This is a genomic window from Streptomyces sp. TAA486 (genome assembly GCF_000426165.1).
This window is the reverse complement of sequence record NZ_AUEV01000015.1, coordinates 161,272-179,843: the sequence shown is the minus strand read 5'-3', so window position 1 is coordinate 179,843 and position 18,572 is coordinate 161,272. Positions and strand designations below refer to the sequence as shown.

Genomic DNA, 18,572 nt, shown 5'->3' with positions numbered 1-18,572 from the left:
CAGCGAGGTGATGCGGTGGCGGCGGCTGATCCGGATGATTCTGCGCAGCACCAGCCAGCCCAGCGCGAACAGGAGCGTCGGGCCCAGATAGACCGACAGGAAGCCGATTCCGTCGCCGGCGGCGGTTCCGACGTTGCCGTAGTAGGCCCACGCCGTCTCGTACACCGCCAGGGACAGCGCGTATACGGTCGCGTTCTTGATCACGCTTCGGCCGGTGTCAGCCCGCCGGTCGGCCCAGAAGGCCACGCCGAAGAGCAGCCCGACGTACACCACTGAAACCGTGACGATGACCCAGGTCTGAAGCAGCACGGCGCTACCTCGATCTGCCGCAGACGACGGCGATCAGAGCGATCACGACCGCCCAGACGAGATAGATGTAGAACCAGATCACCGGGACGTCGAAGATCCGGCCGCCGCGGTCGAACTGAGCCAGCACCGGCGGAACGAACAGTACGAGTCCCAGCGCTGCCACGGCCACGAGGCGCCCGTTGAGCCGCTCGTCGTCTCCGGGCTCCGCCACGGGCTGCCTCCGCTTCCTCGGTGTCACGCCTGGCGCCCGCCCAGGTCCGTCCGGTGCCGTACGGGCCGCGCACGGGCGCCACCCCGACCAGTCCAACACGGAGTGGTCACTCGCGCACTCCGCGCGACACCGTTCGTCGCCGCCATCCGCTCGGTTGGACGTGCTGCTGGTACGCGCCAACGCCGTACCAGCACGACTCCGTGGACACATTCGTTCACTGTCTGTGACCATCATGGAACCGCAACACGTCGGGGCGGGCGGTACCGGAGGGGGCCGGAAATGGCGCACAGCGCGGGCAGGTCGTGGGCCGGCGAGCCGGAGACGTCGGACAGCCTCAAGTCCTTCGGCGCGATCGTGAAGGTCTTCCGGGAACGGGCGGGGATCACCCAGGACGCGCTGGCCGCACTGGTGCAGTACTCGCATCCCATGATCAGCTCCATCGAGCAGGGCCGCCGCCTGCCGCCGCCCGACTTCGTCGAGAAGGCCGAAGAGGCGCTGGACGCCTTCGGGGTGCTGCGGGCGGCGGCCCAACACGTGGGACGGCAGCCGGGGTTGGCGACCTGGTTCCGGGAGTGGGCGCGGCTGGAGAAGGAGGCCGTGAATCTCTGCACGTACGAGTGCCGCCTCGTGCCCGGACTGCTCCAGAGCGAGACGTATGCCCGCGCCGTGTTCGACAACAGCCTGCCGCCGCTGACGGACACCCAGCTCGAATTGCAGGTCACCGCACGGGCGGAGCGCCAGCGGCTGCTCACCGAGCGCCCCGGGACACCGTTCAGCTTCATCGTCGAGGAGTCGGTCCTCATGCGGCGGCTGGGCGGTATGGCGGTCACCCGGGAGCAGCTCGAACATCTCCTGGAGCGGGGCGCGTTGCGCAATGTGGAGAATCCAGGTCGTGCCCGCCGACCGGGAGGAGCACGCCTGCCTCGACGGTCCCGTGCAGTTGCTGGAGACGCCGCACAACCGCTGGCTCGGCTACAGCGAGGGCCAGGAGAACGGCCGGCTGATCTCCGACGCGAAAGAGGTCAGCGTGCTCCAGATGCGTTATGCCAAGATGCGCTCACAGGCTCTCTCCCATGCCGAATCGACGAGCCTGCTGAAGCGGATGCGAGGAGCGCTATGAGCACCGGACCGGCCTGGTTCAAGTCGACCTACAGCAGCCCCGACGGCGACAACTGCGTCGAGGTCGCCCTCTCCTGGAGCAAGTCCAGCTACAGCGGCACTTCGGGCGACAGCTGCGTCGAGGTCGCCCTCTCCTGGAGCAAGTCCAGCTACAGCGGCACCCAGGGCGACAGCTGCGTCGAGTTCGCGGCGTGCCCCGGCACCGTCCACGTGCGGGACTCCAAGGACAAGGAAGGCCCGCACCTCGCCGTCGCCCCCGGCGCCTGGACCGCCTTCGTCTCGTACGCCGCACAGGCGTAACTCCCGCTTCCCATGCGGCGGTTCGAGGGTTACGCGGCGCTGGTCACGGGCGCGGGGCAGGGGATCGGCGCCGCCGTCTCCCGACGGCTGGCCGCCGAGGGCGCGCGAGTGACGGTGACCGACCTGGACGGCGCGCGGGCCGAGCGCGCCGCCGAGGCGATCCGCGCCGACGGCGGCGAGGCCGCGGCCACGGCGTGCGACGTGGGCGATCGTGCGGCCGTGGAGGCGGCGGTCGCGGAGGCCGTACGGAACTTCGGCCGGCTGGACGTCCTCGTCAACAACGCCTACTCCTGCACCCCGGACGCCGCACTGCTGGAGGACGAGCCGGACGACGTCTGGGACCGCGACCTGGACATCACCCTCACCGGCGCCTTCCGCTGTACCCGCGCCGCGATGCCACACCTCGCGGCGGCCGGAAGGCGCGGCGCGATCGTCAACATCGGTTCCGTCAACGGCATTCAGGACTTCGGCAACCACGCCTACAGCGCCGCCAAGGCCGGTCTCGCATCTCTCACGCGCACCCTCGCGGGAGACGGCGGGCCGCGCGGCGTACGGGTCAACCTCGTCGCCCCCGGCACGGTCCACACCGACGCGTGGGCGGGACGCGACGCAGCTCTTGGGCGTCTGGCCGCCCTCTACCCGCTGGGCAGGGTCGGCCGCGCCGACGACATCGCCGCTGCCGTCGCCTTCCTGGCGTCCCCCGACGCGGAGTGGATCACGGGCGTGACGCTTCCCGTCGACGGCGGCATCACCGCGGTCAACTCCGCCTTCCCGCAGGCCCTGAGCGCCCCCGACGAGCCGGACCGGACGGGGTAGGCCCGCAGCCTGATGAGGTGGCAGCTCCTTGAGTCGTGATGCGATCCCCGTGCTGTGGCTGTGCGGTCCACCGGGCGTCGGCAAGACGGCGGTCGGCTGGGAGCTGTTCTCCCGGTTCACGCATGCCGGAGTGCAGACCGCGTACGTCGACATCGACCAACTGGGCATGTGCTCCCCGGAGTCCGCGTCCGACCCCGGCCGCCACTGGATGAAGGCGCGGAACCTCGGCGCGCTGGTGGCGAACTTCGGGCGTGCGGGCGCCCGGTGCGTCATCGTCTCCGGTGTCGTCGACGCCGAAGCGGGCGTGCCTCTCGACCAGCTCCCGGACGCCGCGGTGACGTTGTGCCGACTGCGTGCCGGACGAGGTGATCTGAAGCGGCGACTCGAGGCGCGCGGCGGTCGGGGCGACGACGCGATGGAGGACGTGCTGCGCGAGGCCGATGCCCTGGATGCGAGCGACCTCGCCGACGTGTGCGTCGACACGAGCGGCCTGCCGGTGGCCGAGGTGGCGCTGCTCGTGCGGGAGCGCACGGGCGGATGGCCTGCGGTCACCGGCCCGAGCAGGCCATCCGCGGGAACGGCGCCCGACGGACACTCGGTGATCGCCGCCGACGGACGGATCCTCTGGCTCTGCGGTGCGACCGGCGTCGGCAAGTCGACGGTCGGGTTCGCGGTCTACCAGAAGGCCCTGCGCGCCGGGCACACCGCGGCCTACGTCGACGTCGGCCAACTCGGCTTCTGCGGCCCTGTCATGGCCGACGATCCCGGCAACCACCGCGTGAAGGCCCGGAATCTGGCGGCACTCTGGCAGACCTACCGTGCGGCCGGGGCCCAGTGCGTGATCGTCGTCGGTCCGGTCGAGGACGAGGCCGCGATCAGGACCTACGCCGACGAACTGCCCGCTGCCACGGTCACGTTGTGCCGGCTCCACGCCTCGCGTGACCGATTGGCGAGGCGGATCACGCAGCGCGGGCAAGGTGGCAGCTGGGCGCAACCGGGCGACCCGCTGAGAGGGCAGTCCACTGCACACCTGCTCCGTGTCGCCGACGAGGCGGCGACGGACGCGGACGCCCTGGAACGCGCCGCCATCGGCGACCTTCGCATCGACACCGACGAGCGCACCGTCGAGGAGGCCGCCGACGCAATCGTGGCCCGGGCCGGATGGACGCGCTCCGCAGGACGGACAAGCCACACCGGAGAAGACCGCAAGTTCCGCTGAGAACAGGGCCGTTCAGCCGTGGATCAGGGTGGCGCCGGGCGCCGGGGCGGCCGCCCCGACGACATCGCCGCGGCCGTCGCCTTCCTGGCATCCCCCGAGGCGGAGTGGATCACGGCGTCACGGTTCCCGTGGACGGCGGGATCACCTCGGTCAACTCAGCCTTCCCGCAAGCCCTGAGCTGAAGGTCGTCCCTGCCCGCAGGGACCTCCGTCCGGCGTGCCGTCCTTCCGGCCTACTCGTCTTGCATGCGCTCGACGACGTCGGGGTGCCGGGCAATCGCCGGAGGCAGCCGGGCACCCTTGAGGTCCGCCTGGGGCAGTACGGCGTCTGCGAAGTCGGCCCCGTACTCCGCAGCCTGCGATGTCTCGGCGAACGCGGATTCGCCCTGTTCACCGGCCGCTGGCAGGCCCTGCGACACGTCACAACCAGCCCCGCAAGATCAGCCACATCGTCAAAGCCGCACTTGTACTCACCCATTTCGAACACGGCAAGACCAACTGAAAGTTGGTGAGATCACCTCACTTGTGTCAGCTCAGGCTTTCCGCCACCGACAGGTAATCGGTGTAGATCTGCGGTGAGCCGGAGAACGAAGCCAGCTGCTTCCATTCCTCGTACATCTGCTTCGTGTCCCGATAGGTCTTGGCGAATGCAGAAGCCTCGGCAGTCGCGATGTCCGCATCAGGATAGAACGCATGGAGTGCCGCGAGGCTGGCAATCTCCATCAGTACTACGTACTGATCCAGCCGGTTTCCGCGCTCGCCTTTCAGCAGGCGGAATTTCCAGTCGGGATAGTCCTCGATGCGATGATGATTTTCAGCGATGAAGTTTTCGAAGGTATCTGCCCGGACGTCGGGGCGCAGTGCGAGATTGTGGATGCCGATCACCCGGGCGCGAGGTTCTTCTCCTGGGCGGCGCTCCTGATAACGCGGCCCATCGGTGACGGTGCTTTTCTTGTTCTCCGCCAGCAAACGGTAGTCGGTATAGATCGTGGGCAATTCGCTGAATGTGGCGTATTTCCTCCATTCGCGGATAAGCTCCCGGGCTTCGCGACGATCGCGCCAGAACTGGCGTGCCAATTCTGTTTGATTGCCGTCAGCCGCCAGGTAGCGGTCGCGCTGCCCGGCGTTATCGATTTCGAACAGCATCATGTATTGGCCGGCTCGTTCGCCACGCAGGCCGCGCAGCAGCGTCCAGCGCCATCCGGGGTAGCAGGGAATGTGCACGCCTTTATGGCGAACAAAGGCTTCGAATTGCTCCGGCGTCACGCCGGCCTCGGTATCGATAGCGATGTAGTACAGACTGAAGACCGGCGCGTTTGACGTGTCATGGCGTGGCATTCAATGCTCCATGGGTCTCGACTACTATTGGCCGAATTGGGTGATCTGCTGGTCTAAGTCGTATTTGGTTGTTCCGAAGTTCGACAACAAGTCAAGCGCGCCCGACAAGGGCTACGACTACGACCACCTGCGGAGCTGGGTGGCGGCCCAGCCGTTGGGAGGTCTCGGCACCTTTGCGGGCGATGCGGTGGGTGATGCCGCGCCCGCGGAGGCGTCGAGCGCTGCCTGCCTCGTAAGAGGTTGGTTATCACGGCCCGGATAATAGGCAGACACCGCACGACAGTTCGGAGCGGTTCGCTGAACAGGCCGCCGATGATGGCCGGTTGAGGTCGGGGCGGAACGGTCAGGACGAAACTGCCGCCTTGTCACTGCGCCGTCGGTACGCCGTCAGCGAAGCGTCGCGCCCGGAGCCGGGGACGTCGTGGTGCGAGCGGAGCGGCAGTGCCCGGACTCTTCCAGCGCGGAGGCGACCGCCTCCGCCGACCGCGCGTCCGCCGCCAGGAACGCACACGTCGGGCCCGAGCCGGAGACGAGCGCGGCCAGGGCGCCCGCCGCGGTCCCGGTCTTGAGCGTGTCGGCCAGCGACGGGCGCAGCGAAAGCGCCGCCGGCTGAAGGTCGTTGGAGACGGAGGCGGCCAGCTCCGCCGCGTCGCCCGTGCGCAGGGCGTCGAACAGCCGCTGGGACGGACGCGGTTCGGGCACGGAGTCGATCCCCGCGCCGGTGCCGGAGGTCTCGCGCAGCCTGTCGCACTCCCGGTAGACGGCCGGCGTCGACAGTCCGCCGTCGGCGAGGGCGAACACCCAGTGGAACGTCCCGCCGGTCTCCACCGGCGTCAGCAGCTCGCCGCGCCCCTGACCGAGCGCGGCGCCGCCGACGAGGGAGAACGGCACGTCGGAGCCCAATTCCGCGCAGCACGCGAGCAGTTCGTCCCGCGGCGTCCTCGTTCCCCACAGTGCGTCGCACGCCAGCAACGCACCCGCCGCGTCGGCGCTGCCTCCCGCCATGCCGCCCGCGACGGGGATGTCCTTCACGATGTGCAGACTCACGTGCGGTGAGCGGCCGTGCCGTTCGGCGAGAAGCCGCGCCGCCCGCGCAGCCAGGTTGCTGTCGTCGAGCGGTACGTGACGGGCGTCCGGACCCGAGACCGTCACCCGCAGCTCTTCGGCGGGGCTCGCGGTGACCTCGTCGTAGAGGCCGACGGCGAGGAAGACGTTGGCCAGCCCGTGGAAGCCGTCGGGGCGCAGGCCTCCCACCGCCAGCTGGACGTTGACCTTCGCGGGCACCCGCGCGGTCACCCCGTCCGCAGCGGACACGTGCTCGTCACTCACGCGGCGTTCTCCTCGTGCTCGGTGCGCTGCTCCGCGATCGCGGCGAACTCCTCGACCGTCAGCTGCTCCCCGCGCGCACGCGGCGAGACGCCCGCGCCGGTCAGCGCCTCCTCGGCCGCCGCCGCGGAACCGGCCCAGCGCGCGAGGGCCGACCGCAGCGTCTTACGGCGCTGCGCGAACGCCGCGTCCACGACGGCGAACACCTCCTCGCGCGAGGCACGCGTGCGCGGCGGATCACGCCGTACGAGCGAGACCAGGCCGGAGTCCACGTTCGGCGCGGGCCAGAAGACGTTCCGGCCGATCGCGCCCGCCCGCTTCACCTCGCAGTACCAGGCGGCCTTCACCGACGGCACGCCGTAGACCCGCGAACCGGGTGCCGCCGCGAGCCTGTCGGCGACCTCCGCCTGGACCATGACCAGGCCGCGGCGCAGCGTCGGGAACGACGCCAGCATGTTCAGCAGCACCGGAACGGCCACGTTGTAGGGGAGGTTGGCGACCAGAGCGGTCGGCTGCGGCCCCGGTAGCCGCGTCACGTCCATCGCGTCCGCGTGCACGAGCGTGAAGTGCTCGGCGCGGCGCGGCAGTCGGGTCTCGACGGTGGCCGGAAGGCCGGCTGCGAGCGCGTCGTCGACCTCGACGGCGACGACGCGGTCGGCGCTCTGGAGGAGCGCCAGGGTCAGCGAGCCCAGGCCGGGCCCGACCTCCAGCACGACGTCGTCGGTGTGGATGTCCGCCGTCCGGACGATCCTGCGCACCGTGTTCGCGTCGATGACGAAGTTCTGCCCGCGCTGCTTCGTGGGCCGCACGCCCATCGCACCGGCCAGCTCACGGATGTCCGCGGCGCCCATGAGGGGGCCCGTGCCGTGCTCGGGCGCGGCGTGCTGGTGGTCGAGCTCCTGACCGGACTCGTGATCAGGGTCGTGGGCTGCGGTCACTGCGACAGTTTACGGCCGCAGTACGGCCACGGACTCGCCCCCTGTGAGACGTACAGCTTCTTCGCGCGGTAGGTCTGCTCATGCGCGGGGGCATGCTGCGGATGGCCGCTGCCGCCCAGGGCGTGCCAGGTGGGGGTGTCGAACTGGTAGAGCCCGCCGTGGTGTCCCGAGGCGTCCACGGCGCCGGGACGGCTGCCCGACTCGCACTGCGCCAGCGCCGCCCAGTTGAGGTGGTCGGCGCCCGGAACGGACTGCGGCAGCGGGAGCGTGCCCACGCGGATGATCTGCTTGCGCGGATGCCGCAGCACCTCGACGGCGATGCGGCGCGGCTTCTCCCGCACGCCGTTGACGGTACGCAGCCGGTAGGTGACGCGGCGCAGACCCGTCCTGCCCTCGCGGGCCACGACCTCTGTGCCCTGCGGGAGTTGGGGATCCGCGTGCCGCACGGTCTTGAACGGGATCCGCTCCTCCTTGACCTTCTCGCTGCCGGTGATCCTCATCACCGTGATCGTCTGGCCGTCGCGCGGGAAGCTGTCCATCGGTGCGGAGGTGGCGTCGAGACCGTCCAGTTCGATCCCGGCCTCCGTGAGCGCTTCGAGCACCGTGCCGGCGTTGGTGCGCAGGCTTTTCTCCTCCCCGTCGGCGAGGAAGATGACGGTGCGCTCCGTGCTCACCTCCAGCCGCAGGCCGCTTCGGGGGATGTCGGCGCTCGGGGTGAGCGACAGAGCCGCACCCTGGGTCCGTACGCCCATGCGCTTCAGCGCGTCGTGAACGGTGCGGGCGGTGGTCCACACGCGGTGGCGCGTGCCGTCGAGAGTGAGGTCGAGGGGGCGGCCGTGGCTGAAGGCGACCTCGTCGCCGTCGGCGAGCGGCCGGTCCGGTGACGGGCCCACGCTGTCGTGCTCGCCCAGCTCCACGCCTTCGTGGGAGAGGAGTTCACCCACGTCACCGGCGAAGGTGTGCAGCGTGCGGGGCGAGCCGTCGACGCTGAGCCGGACCTCCTTGTCGTGCGCGACGAAGGCCGAGGTGCCGCCCGCCAGGAAGGCCACGACGAGCGCCTGGGGCACCAACCGGCGGAGGAGTTCCGGGCGTTGGGCGGCCTTGCGCTCGCGGGCGGCGCGCCGCAGGGCGGCGCGCCCGCCCTCGGGCCGCTTGGCTTCCGCCTGTTCGTAGGACGGCCGGTAGGTGTCGTCGGGATTCCGTCCGTGGCGCGACGGGGGAGCGGGCGGGGCCGGCGGGGCTGTCGGCGCCGGAGCAGGCGCCGGGACGGTCACGGACCCGGTCTGGCCAACCGGCTGCCGGGGCGCCGGATACGGGGCGCGCGGAGGGTACTGCGGATACGGGCCGTGCGCCGGCTGCCCGTACGCCCGGCGCCTGCCGTTGGCGGGGGCGGGGGTGTATACCGGCGGCACGTACATGGGGGGAAGTCCTGGGCGGACCATGAGGCCCCGGTACTCCTCGTACCTCTGCTCGGGCACACGCGGCGACGGCTTCACCTGCCCCCCGAGCGCGTCGCGACCCCCACGGCGCACCGCGCGATGACTTCCCTGCGTCTGGCTCAACACGCGCTCCAAGGTCCGGCGGGATGTCGCGCGGACTGTAACCGGAGCACCGGTCACTCTCCAAAGTCGGTTGACCACAAAGAGTTGTTCTCACGGACTTGTCGAGCCCTCGCCAAGGGGTCTGCTCAATACCCGAAGGCGCGCGCGGTGTTGGCGGCCACGTGCTCTGCCAGCGAGTCTTCCGGCATGTCCTTCGTCTCGGCCATCGCGCGCAGCGTGACCGGAACGAGGTACGGCGCGTTAGGCCGTCCGCGGTACGGCGCCGGTGTCAGGAAGGGCGCGTCCGTCTCCACGAGGACCAGCTCGGGCGGTGCGGCGGCGAGCGCGTCGCGCAACGGCTGCGCGTTCTTGAAGGTGACGTTCCCCGCGAAGGACATGAACCAGCCCCTGGAAGCGCAGTGCCGGGCCATGTCCGCGTCTCCCGAGAAGCAGTGGAAGACGGTGCGCTCGGGAGCGCCCTCCTCGTCGAGGATGCGCAGCACGTCCGCGTGCGCCTCCCGGTCGTGGATGACGAGCGCGCACTCCTGCCGCTTGGCGATGGCGATGTGCGCGCGGAACGAGTACTGCTGCGAGGCGATCCCGTCCTCACCCGTGCGGAAGTAGTCGAGGCCCGTCTCCCCGACGGCGAGCACCTGCGGCAGCGCGGCGAGCTTCTCGATCTCCGTGAGGGACGAGTCCAGTTCGCCCCGCTGGGCCGCACGGGGCGCCTCGTTGGGGTGCAGGGCGACGGCCGCGTGCACCGCGGGGTGAGCGGCCGCGGTCTCCGCCGCCCACCGGGAGCGCTCGAGGTCGCACCCGACCTGTACGAGCGTGGTGACCCCGGCCGACGCCGCGGCGGCCAGCGCCTCCTCCACCGACGGCTCCTGCATGTCGAGGTGCGTGTGCGAATCGGCGACCGGCACGCGGAGCGGTTCGGGCAGCGGCGGCGCGGGCTGCGGCTTCTGCTGCTGCGTGGACGTCGGCATGCCGCGATCCTAGGCGCCGCCGGGGCGGGGGCGGACGCCCGGGCGCCCCGCTCGGGGCTCGCGGCTCGGGCTCCGCTGCGCCCGGTGGGTCGCGGACCCGCCCGGGCCACGTCGACCCGGGCCGCCCGCCCGGGAGTTGCCGCAACGTGGGCGTGCCGGAGCCGGGCGGAGGTGCCGCTGCGGGGCTACCCGCGAGCCGCGTTCTTCGCCGCCACCACCGCGTCGAAGACCTCCCGCTTGGGCACGCTCACCTGCTGCGCCACCGCCGCGATCGCCTCCTTGCGGCGCTCCCCGGCCTCCTCGCGCACCGCGACCCTGCGGGCCAGCTCTGCGGCGTCCAGCTCCTCGCCGCCACCCTCGGGGGCGCCGCCCACCACGACGGTGATCTCGCCGCGAACGCCCTCGGCGGCCCAGTCGGCCAGCTCGTCCAGCGGCCCCCGCCGGACCTCCTCGTACGTCTTGGTCAGCTCACGGCACACAGCGGCGGGCCGCTCGCCGCCGAAGACCTCCGCCATGGCCCGCAGCGTCTCCTCCAGCCGACGCGGCGACTCGAAGTAGACGAGGGTGCGGCGCTCGTCCGCCGCCTCGCGCAGCCGCGTATGTCTCTCGCCGCCCTTGCGCGGCAGGAAGCCCTCGAAGCAGAACCTGTCGACGGGAAGGCCCGACACCGCCAGCGCCGTCAGCACGGCGGACGGCCCCGGCACCACCGTGACGCCCACACCTCGCTCCACCGCCGCGGACACCAGCCGGTACCCCGGGTCGGACACCGACGGCATGCCTGCGTCCGTCACCAGCAGCACCCGCGAACCGCCCTCCAGAGCCTCGGCCAACTCGGCCGTGCGGGCGGCCTCGTTGCCCTCGAAGTACGACACGATCCGTCCGCGCGGCTGCACGTCCAGCGCCTGCGTGAGGCGCCGCAGCCGCCGCGTGTCCTCGGCGGCGACGATGTCGGCCGCCTCGAGTTCGCGCGCGAGGCGCGGCGGAGCGTCCGCGACGTCCCCGATGGGTGTTCCGGCGAGTACGAGCGTCCCTGTCACGGCCCCATCCTCGCAGGGCGGGCGCCGGCCGTGAGATCGCCGTGAGATCTCCGCCCCCGGCTCCCGCCGGGCTCCGCGGAACGCTCCCGGCACAGTGGTGCACAGCGGTACACACCGGCGCCACGCGCCAGCGAGCACTTGCGCGGAGTTCGCGTGGCGGCACTCGCGCCCCCGACGGTTCCCTACGATGGCCCGGTGACCACCAGCGAGACCGCCGCGGAGAGCCCGCCCGCGCAGACCCAGGACGACCGGCCCACGTGGCAGGCCCGACTGCGCCGCTTCGGCTACCTCGGACGTCCCCGGGTCGGCACACGCGAGCGCCTGGTGCAGCCGTTCCCGAAGCCGGACCTGCGCTTCGGCGCCGCCTTCGGGCTCTCGCCGCTCGCCGCCGCCCGCCTGGCGCGCTGGTCCGCCTGGGGCGCACCGCTCCTGGTCGCGCTCGTCGCCGGCATGATCCGCTTCTGGCAGCTGGGCACGCCGCACGCCGTGATATTCGACGAGACGTACTACGCGAAGGACGCCTGGTCGCTCTTCCAGTACGGCTACGAGGGCAGCTGGCCGGACAAGGCGAACGACAGGATCCTCGCCCCGGATCAGAAGATCCCGCTCTCGCCCGAGGGCGCCTACGTCGTGCACCCGCCCGCCGGGAAGTGGATCATCGGGCTCGGCGAGGCGATGTTCCAGCTGAACCCCTTCGGGTGGCGTTTCATGACGGCGCTGCTCGGCACGCTGTCGGTGCTGATGCTCTGCCGCATCGGCAGGCGCCTCTTCCGCTCCACCGTCCTGGGCTGCCTCGCCGGTTCGCTGATGGCCGTCGACGGGCTGCACTTCGTGATGAGCCGGACCGCGCTGCTCGACCTGGTGCTGATGTTCTGGGTGCTGGCGGCCTTCGGCTGTCTGCTGCTGGACCGGGACAGAACCCGGGCCAAGCTCGCGGATGCCCTACCGTCGGCGGCGTCCGCCGACGTGCCCGTGGGTGCGCCGCACGGAAACGGCTACGCGGGCCCGGCCGCGGCGGCCCCGCCGCCCGGTGACGGTGCGGACGTGCGTCCCGATCCGGAGACCGGCGGGCGCCTGCGCTTCGGCCTGCGCCCCTGGCGGCTGGCCGCCGGGCTCTGCCTCGGCCTCGGCTTCGCCACCAAGTGGAACGGCCTCTACATCCTGGCGGCCTTCGGCCTGCTGACCGTCCTGTGGGACATGGGGGCCCGCCGTACGGCAGGAGCCCCGCGGCCCTTCCTCTCGGTGCTCCGCCGTGACGCGCTCCCGGCGTTCGCCTCCACGGTCGCCGTCGCCTTCACCACCTACGTCGTGTCCTGGACGGGCTGGTTCGCCACCTCCGGCGGCTACTTCCGCGACTGGGCGGAGAAGGACGGCGCCGGCGGCCCGTGGGGATGGCTGCCCGGGCCGCTGCGCAGCCTGTGGCACTACGAGGCCGAGGTCTACGACTTCCATGTCGGACTGACCTCCGGTCACACGTACGAGTCGAATCCGTGGAGCTGGCTGATCCTCGGCCGCCCCGTCTCGTACTTCTACGAGTCTCCGAAGGCGGGCCACGACGGCTGCACGGCCCAGGCGGAGGGCTGCGCCCGCGAAGTGCTCGCGCTGGGCACGCCGTTGCTCTGGTGGGCGGCCTGCTTCGCGGTGCTGTACGCGCTCTACCGCTGGCTGCTGCGGCGCGACTGGCGCGCGGGCGCCGTGCTGTGCGGCATCGCGGCGGGCTACCTGCCGTGGTTCATGTACCAGGAGCGGACGATCTTCCTCTTCTACGCGGTCGTCTTCGTCCCGTTCCTCTGCCTCGCGCTGTCCATGATGATCGGCGCGCTGGCGGGCCCGCCGGGCGTGGGCGAACGCAGACGCACCGCCGGCATCGTCGCCTCCGGCGTCCTGGTGCTGCTCATCGTGTGGAACTTCGTCTACTTCTGGCCGATCTACACGGGCCAGACGATCCCCATGGACGAGTGGCGCGACCGGATGTGGTTCGAGACCTGGATCTGAGGGGCGCGCGAGTCGCGTAGCGGAGAGTCGGTACGGGCCCCGCACCTCGGACGACGCCGAGGTGCGGGGCCCGTTTCCGGTGATCGCTCACCGGCTGGGGGCAGGCTGATGGATCAGGGGCAGCCGGGTCCTGTGCCGGGGTTGGAGCAGGAGTTGATGCCGGTGCCGCCGTCGTTGGTGTTGGTGCCGGCGTTGCCGTTGAGAGCGTCGTTGCCGCTCCCACCGGACAGGGCGTCGTTGCCGTTGCCGCCGGTGAGAACGTCGTTGCCGTTCTCACCGATCAGGGTGTCGTTGCCGTTGCCGCCGGTCAGGGTGTCGTTGCCGTTTCCGCCCTCGATTCGGTCGTTGCCGTCGCCGCCGTTGAGGGCGTCGATGCCGTCGGCGCCGCAGATCAGGTCGTTGCCACCGCGACCGTCGACGATGTCGTTACCGGCGAGGGCGAAGATCACGTCGTTGCCCGCGGTGCCCGTGAGGATGTTGTTGCCGTTGGTGCCAGTGATGGTGGGCGTGGCGGTCGCGCAGGTCGTCCCGGGGGTGGCCTCGTAGGTGATGGTCACCTCGGCCGGCCCCGAAGCAGGTGCGGAGGTACCGCCCGACGGCACGCGGTTCGAGCCACCACCGCCACCACCCGACCCCTGGGTGCTGGGGCCGATCCCGTCGCAGCCGCCCCCTCCTCCGCCGCCGAACCAGCCGCCGCCACCGCCGCCGCCCCCGATCAGGTCCCCGCCCCCGCCGCCGGTACCGGCGGTGCCCGCGGTTCCCGCTGTACCGCCGGTCGAGCAGGCGGCTCCGGCCGTACCGCCGGTTGTCTGGGTTCCGCCGCCACCGCCCTGACCGCTGAGCGTTCTGGAGCCGCCGGTCTCCCCGGTGTTTCCGGCGTCTCCGCCGGTGGCCTGGGGGTTGGTGAAGCTGGCGTTGAGGCCGCCGCCGCCTCCTCCGCCGCCGCCCGCGACGATGAGACGGGGGTCGGTGGCGGGGACGCCGGTCAGGACACAGCCGACGGTGGCCGAACTGCAGGTGCGGACGTCGCTGGCGCCGCCGCCGGTACCGCCCGGGAATGTGCTGCCGCCGGCGGGACCGGCACCCTGGGCGACGTTGACGAAGAGGGTCGTGCCGGCCGTCGTCGGGACGGTGCTGGTGACGGTGCCGCCGGTCCCGCCCTGCCCGCCGAAGGGCCCGTTCTGCCCTGTGGCACCGGTGGCGGTGATGGTGAGTTGGGTGACGCCGGCCGGGACGGTGAAGGGCTGGTTGGCACCGGCGCCGAAGGTGACGGTCGTCGGCGCGGCCGCAGCCGCCGCTGTGGCGGCCGTGGCGGCCGTGGCTGTGGGCAGTACCAGCAGCGCCGCCGGGAGGGCTGCCGTGGCGAGCAGGGTGGCAGCTCGCCGGGCGGCCGGGCGCCGCACCTGTAGATCGGCGGCCTTGTGACTACGTGGGGGGAATAGTGCACGGTGCAGGGTGGGTCTCACGATCGGGGCCTCCTCGGTCAGAGGGCGTGGCACCAGGGCGGGCCACGGACATCGGTCGTTCCGGCCCCCGTGCGGGGCCGCCCGGTGATCAACCCACACCCTCCTGCGCAGCCCCCTATAGGCACACCGTCATAGGCATCGCTGTCCACCGGACAGCAGTTGCCCGCCCCGAACCGGAAAACGGCTTGCCGTCCGGCCACACCCCCAGGCGCCTCGCAGAGGGCGAGCCCGTGACCGGATGTGGTTCGGGACCTGGACCCAACGGCCCGTCCTCGGCGTGGGCCGGATCGGCCCGCGGCCCGGCCGGAGGGTGACCCCGGAAGGAAACCCGGGTGAATCCTGAGTGAAGCCAAGTGAAGGTCAGTTGAGCCCGATTGGACACGACGGCGGCTCCCGTAAGGTTCCGGTACGGGTACCGCCCCCCGATCCGGTGATTATTCGAAACCGCATCCCGTCCATATGCTCCCGAACAGGGCTACCGGGGGCACGTGATGTTGCACGCGTGCTCTAGGGTGCCTCGCACAGGTCCTCGGCCGCATGGCCGAGGCGGGGTGGAGGGGCAGATTCTCAGATGCGTGACACTCAGAAGATGGCGCTGATCGGTGGCGCCGCGGCAGTCGTCGTCGGTGCGACCGGCTTCGGCGTCTACGCACTCGTCGGAGGTGACGGCAAGGGAGGCGGCAACGGGAGCATCGCCTCGTCCGACGGCAGCAACGAGGACAAGGTCGAGCAGGGTCCGCCGAGCGCGGCCGAGGTCCGCACGACCGCCAAGCGTTTCCTCACCGCCTGGACCTCCGGCGACGCGAAGACGGCCGCCAAGCTCACCGATGACAAGGCTCAGGCTGCCCAGAGCCTGAAGGGCTTCCAGGAGGACGCCCACATCGCCAAGGTCAGGATGTCGCCGGGTTCCGCTTCCGGCGCGAAGGTGCCGTTCGACGTGACGGCCCAGGTCTCCTACATGCAGCAGAACTCCACGTGGTCCTACGCCTCTTCGCTGGAGGTCGTGCGGGACAAGAAGTCCGGCAAGCCGGAGGTCGCGTGGAAGCCGTCGGTGCTGAACCCGAAGCTGAAGGAAGGCCAGTCCATAAGGACCGGCAAGGCCGGCACGCCGCCGATCAAGGCCGTCGACCGCAATGGCGCCACCCTGTCCAAGCAGGAGCACCCGATGCTCGGGAGCATCCTCGACGACCTGCGCAAGCGGTACGGTGACAAGACGGACGGCAAGCCCGGCATCGAGACCCGCATCGTCGACGCCAAGGGCAACGACACCGGCACCACCCTGCGCACGCTCTCCAAGGGCACCCCCGGCACGCTCAAGACCACCCTCGACAAGGACATGCAGGTGGCCGCCGAGCAGTCCGTGAAGGGCAAGCCGAAGGCGTCCGCCGTCGCGGTCCAGCCGAGCACCGGTGAGGTGCGCGCCGTGGCCAACTCCCCTGCGGACGGCTACAACAACGCGTTCCGCGGCTCCCTCGCACCGGGCTCCACCATGAAGGTGATCAGCTCCGCGATGCTGCTCGACAAGGGCCTTGCCTCGCCGGACAAGCAGCACCCGTGTCCCAAGTACGTGGAGTACGGCGGCTGGAAGTTCCAGAACGACGACAAGTTCGAGATCAAGGACGGGACGTTCGCGCAGAGCTTCGCCCGTTCGTGCAACACCGCCTTCATCAGCCAGGCCAAGGAGCTCAAGGACGGCGACCTGGGCAGCGAGGCGCGTGACGTCTTCGGCATCGGCCAGAACTGGCAGGTGGGCACGGGCACTTTCGACGGCAGTGTTCCCGTCCAGTCGGACGCCCAGATGGCCGCGTCCCTCATCGGCCAGGGCAGCGTGCGGATGAACGCGCTCAACATGGCGTCGGTGGCGGCGACGGTGCAGAACGGCACGTTCAAGCAGCCGGTGATCGTCTCGCCGAGCCTGGACGACCGTACGATCGCGAAGGCCGGGCGCAGCATGAAGCCGCAGGTCCACAGCGATCTGAAGGGCCTGATGAAGCTGACGGCCAACAGCGGCACCGCCGCTGAGCCGATGGCGGGGCTGGGCGGTGACGTCGGCGCCAAGACCGGTTCGGCGGAGGTCGACGGTCAGAAGAAGCCGAACGCCTGGTTCACCGCGTACAACGGCGACATCGCCGCGGCCGCGGTGGTTCCCGAGTCCGGACACGGCAACGAGAACGCCGGCCCGGTCGTGCGCAAGATCCTGGACGCCGCGGCGGGCTGAGCCCGAGCCGGCGGCGCGAACGGCTCACAGGCACACAGAACGGCGAGCGGCGCTCTCCTTGTTTCCAAGGGGGGCGCCGCTCGCTGTGTGTGTGCGAGCCGCCTGCCCGCGGAGGCGCAAGGCAAGGGCCGCTTGCGGGAATCCGTGCGCGCATCCGTGCCGGGAACGCCTGCGGGCCCGAACCGGGCGCGCAGGAACGCGCAGGAACGCGCAGGAAACCGCGTCGCGCGGGCCGTCTCCCGGCGGGTAGCGTCCGCCCCATGAGCAAGGCGCCAACAGCCCACCCCCGTTTCTCCGAGGCCCTGTCCGACCTGGCCCTCGACGACGTCGAGATCCGAGCCTTCCCCGACGCCACCCGCACCGCGGCGCAGGCTGCCGAGGCGATCGGATGCGCACTGAGCCAGATCGTCAAGTCGCTCGTCTTCGAGGCCGACGGCGAGCCCGTACTGGTCCTGATGGACGGGGCGTCACGCGTTGATGTCGGCCTCGTACGGGCCGAGTTGGGCGCGCGGACGGTGAGCCGTGCCGGAGCGGATCTCGTGCGGCGGGCGACCGGATACGCGATCGGCGGCGTGCCGCCCTTCGGTCACGTCAGCCGGATGCGGGTGCTCGCCGACCGCGGTCTGCTCGCGCACGGGACCGTGTGGGCCGCCGCGGGCACCCCGCACACCGTGTTCGCCCTCGCACCCGGGGAGTTGATCGCACACGCCCGCGGCTCGGTCGTGGACGTGCGCGAGCAGACCGCCGGTGTTCCGTGACGCCGCTGGTCGTCGCGGCGGTGCTGGTCGCCGCGGTCACGCACGCCTCCTGGAACGCGCTCGCGCACAACATCAAGGACCAGCTGCTCGCCTTCACCCTCGTCGGCTTCGGCGGCGCGCTGTGCGGGCTGGTGCTCGCGTTCTTCGTGCCGGTGCCGGCGAAGGAGGCGTGGCCCGCGCTGGCGGTTTCCGCGGCGCTGCACGTCGTCTACCAGCTGCTGCTGATGCGCTCGTTCGGGCTCGGCGACTTCGGCCAGATGTATCCGATCGCGAGGGGTACGGCGCCGCTCGTCGTCACCGTCCTCGCGGCGGTCTTCCTCGAGGAGCTGCCGGACGGCTGGCAGTTGACGGGTGTGGCGGTCGCCTCGGCGGGGCTGCTCGGCGTCGCCCTGTGGGGGATACGGACGAAGAGCGACCGGGCGGGGGCCGGCGGTCGTGAGGCATCGCCCCCGCAGGAGCCCTCCGCGTCCTCGCGGCTGCCGGCGCTGACGGCCGCCGTCGCCACGGGTCTCGCGATCGCCTCGTACACCGTCGTCGACGGTGCCGGGGTGCGCGCCTCGGGCTCGGCGCTCGGATACGTGGCCTGGCTGATGATGCTGCAGAGCGTGGTCATCCCCGCGTACGCCGCCGTCAGCAGGCGGGGTGTCCTGATCGCCCAGCTGCGTCCCCTCGCTCTGCGCGGCATCACGGCAGGCGTGCTGTCCCTCTCGGCCTACGGCCTGGTGCTCTGGGCGCAGACCCGCGCGCCTCTCGCCCCGGTCGCCGCCCTGCGCGAATCCTCGATCATCGCGGGTGCCGCCATAGGCGCGCTCTTCTTCAAGGAGCGCTTCGGCGCCCCGCGTGTGGCCGCGTCCGCGCTGATGGTGGGCGGCATAGCCCTGATGCTGCACGGAGGTTGAGCGCGGGAACGTGCCCCTCCGGACGGGCGTCCCGCCGCACCGGGCCGGGCGCCGGGGCGGACTCCACCCCGCGGGGCGCAGGTGGCCCCAGGCACCT

The 18,572-nt window shown here is 71.3% G+C and carries 16 protein-coding genes and 1 pseudogene; 8 read left to right on the top strand and 9 right to left on the bottom strand.

Annotated features, from left to right (window positions below):
- Positions 1–313 precede the first annotated feature (313 nt).
- On the bottom strand, positions 314–520 hold the full coding sequence (locus tag I004_RS0120925; RefSeq protein WP_028437110.1) for a hypothetical protein: 207 nt from the start codon (positions 518–520) through the stop codon (positions 314–316).
- 279 nt (positions 521–799) lie between these two features.
- Here I004_RS0120925 and I004_RS35145 point away from each other — a divergent pair.
- The 4 genes and pseudogenes from I004_RS35145 to I004_RS35140 all read left to right on the top strand — a co-directional run bounded on the left by I004_RS35145 (position 800) and on the right by I004_RS35140 (position 3,974).
- Positions 800–1,640, top strand: a pseudogene (locus I004_RS35145) (helix-turn-helix domain-containing protein).
- Positions 1,637–1,939, top strand: coding sequence for a DUF397 domain-containing protein (locus I004_RS0120910; RefSeq protein ID WP_028437107.1), 303 nt, complete (start codon positions 1,637–1,639; stop codon positions 1,937–1,939). The pseudogene I004_RS35145 and the gene I004_RS0120910 overlap by 4 nt, the downstream one beginning before the upstream one ends.
- Positions 1,940–1,951: 12 nt before the next feature.
- Positions 1,952–2,755 carry an SDR family oxidoreductase gene (locus I004_RS0120905; RefSeq protein WP_028437106.1) on the top strand — a complete coding sequence of 268 codons (804 nt, stop codon included), beginning with the start codon at positions 1,952–1,954 and terminating at the stop codon, positions 2,753–2,755.
- Between the two features lie 28 nt (positions 2,756–2,783).
- Positions 2,784–3,974, top strand: coding sequence for an AAA family ATPase (locus I004_RS35140; RefSeq protein WP_051345265.1), 1,191 nt, complete (start codon positions 2,784–2,786; stop codon positions 3,972–3,974).
- A 232-nt stretch (positions 3,975–4,206) separates the two neighbouring features.
- On the opposite strand, the gene I004_RS39545 is transcribed toward I004_RS35140, so the two are convergent.
- The 7 genes from I004_RS39545 to rsmI all read right to left on the bottom strand — a co-directional run bounded on the left by I004_RS39545 (position 4,207) and on the right by rsmI (position 11,139).
- Positions 4,207–4,392 carry a hypothetical protein gene (locus I004_RS39545; protein WP_028437105.1) on the bottom strand — a complete coding sequence of 62 codons (186 nt, stop codon included), beginning with the start codon at positions 4,390–4,392 and terminating at the stop codon, positions 4,207–4,209.
- 109 nt (positions 4,393–4,501) lie between these two features.
- On the bottom strand, positions 4,502–5,311 hold the full coding sequence (locus I004_RS0120890; protein ID WP_028437104.1) for a hypothetical protein: 810 nt from the start codon (positions 5,309–5,311) through the stop codon (positions 4,502–4,504).
- A 387-nt stretch (positions 5,312–5,698) separates the two neighbouring features.
- On the bottom strand, positions 5,699–6,640 hold the full coding sequence (locus I004_RS0120885; protein ID WP_028437103.1) for a 4-(cytidine 5'-diphospho)-2-C-methyl-D-erythritol kinase: 942 nt from the start codon (positions 6,638–6,640) through the stop codon (positions 5,699–5,701).
- Positions 6,637–7,488, bottom strand: a complete 852-nt coding sequence (gene rsmA / locus I004_RS0120880; protein WP_028437102.1) for a 16S rRNA (adenine(1518)-N(6)/adenine(1519)-N(6))-dimethyltransferase RsmA — start codon at positions 7,486–7,488, stop codon at positions 6,637–6,639. The genes I004_RS0120885 and rsmA overlap by 4 nt, the downstream gene beginning before the upstream one ends.
- Positions 7,489–7,571: 83 nt before the next feature.
- Entirely contained in the window at positions 7,572–9,017 is a 1,446-nt protein-coding gene (locus I004_RS35135) for a resuscitation-promoting factor (protein WP_486580160.1), read from the bottom strand.
- 245 nt (positions 9,018–9,262) lie between these two features.
- Positions 9,263–10,102 (bottom strand): TatD family hydrolase, encoded by an 840-nt coding sequence (locus I004_RS0120870; RefSeq protein WP_028437101.1) that lies wholly within the window; start codon positions 10,100–10,102, stop codon positions 9,263–9,265.
- A 185-nt stretch (positions 10,103–10,287) separates the two neighbouring features.
- A complete protein-coding gene (gene rsmI, locus I004_RS0120865) occupies positions 10,288–11,139 on the bottom strand; it encodes a 16S rRNA (cytidine(1402)-2'-O)-methyltransferase (protein WP_028437100.1) in 852 nt (283 codons plus the stop codon).
- A gap of 195 nt (positions 11,140–11,334) precedes the next feature.
- Here rsmI and I004_RS0120860 point away from each other — a divergent pair, with 195 nt between their 5' ends.
- Positions 11,335–13,134 (top strand): phospholipid carrier-dependent glycosyltransferase, encoded by a 1,800-nt coding sequence (locus I004_RS0120860; RefSeq protein ID WP_028437099.1) that lies wholly within the window; start codon positions 11,335–11,337, stop codon positions 13,132–13,134.
- A gap of 113 nt (positions 13,135–13,247) precedes the next feature.
- Here I004_RS0120860 and I004_RS40410 read toward each other — a convergent pair whose 3' ends face one another.
- A complete protein-coding gene (locus I004_RS40410; RefSeq protein WP_486580150.1) occupies positions 13,248–14,600 on the bottom strand; it encodes a hypothetical protein in 1,353 nt (450 codons plus the stop codon).
- A gap of 571 nt (positions 14,601–15,171) precedes the next feature.
- Between I004_RS40410 and I004_RS0120850 the strand changes: the two genes are divergently transcribed.
- From I004_RS0120850 to I004_RS0120840, 3 genes are all read left to right on the top strand, one after another.
- Positions 15,172–16,818, top strand: coding sequence for a penicillin-binding transpeptidase domain-containing protein (locus I004_RS0120850; protein WP_028437097.1), 1,647 nt, complete (start codon positions 15,172–15,174; stop codon positions 16,816–16,818).
- Between the two features lie 260 nt (positions 16,819–17,078).
- Positions 17,079–17,576, top strand: a complete 498-nt coding sequence (locus I004_RS0120845) for a YbaK/EbsC family protein (RefSeq protein ID WP_028437096.1) — start codon at positions 17,079–17,081, stop codon at positions 17,574–17,576.
- Positions 17,573–18,475 (top strand): DMT family transporter, encoded by a 903-nt coding sequence (locus I004_RS0120840; RefSeq protein ID WP_028437095.1) that lies wholly within the window; start codon positions 17,573–17,575, stop codon positions 18,473–18,475. The genes I004_RS0120845 and I004_RS0120840 overlap by 4 nt, the downstream gene beginning before the upstream one ends.
- Positions 18,476–18,572 lie beyond the last annotated feature (97 nt).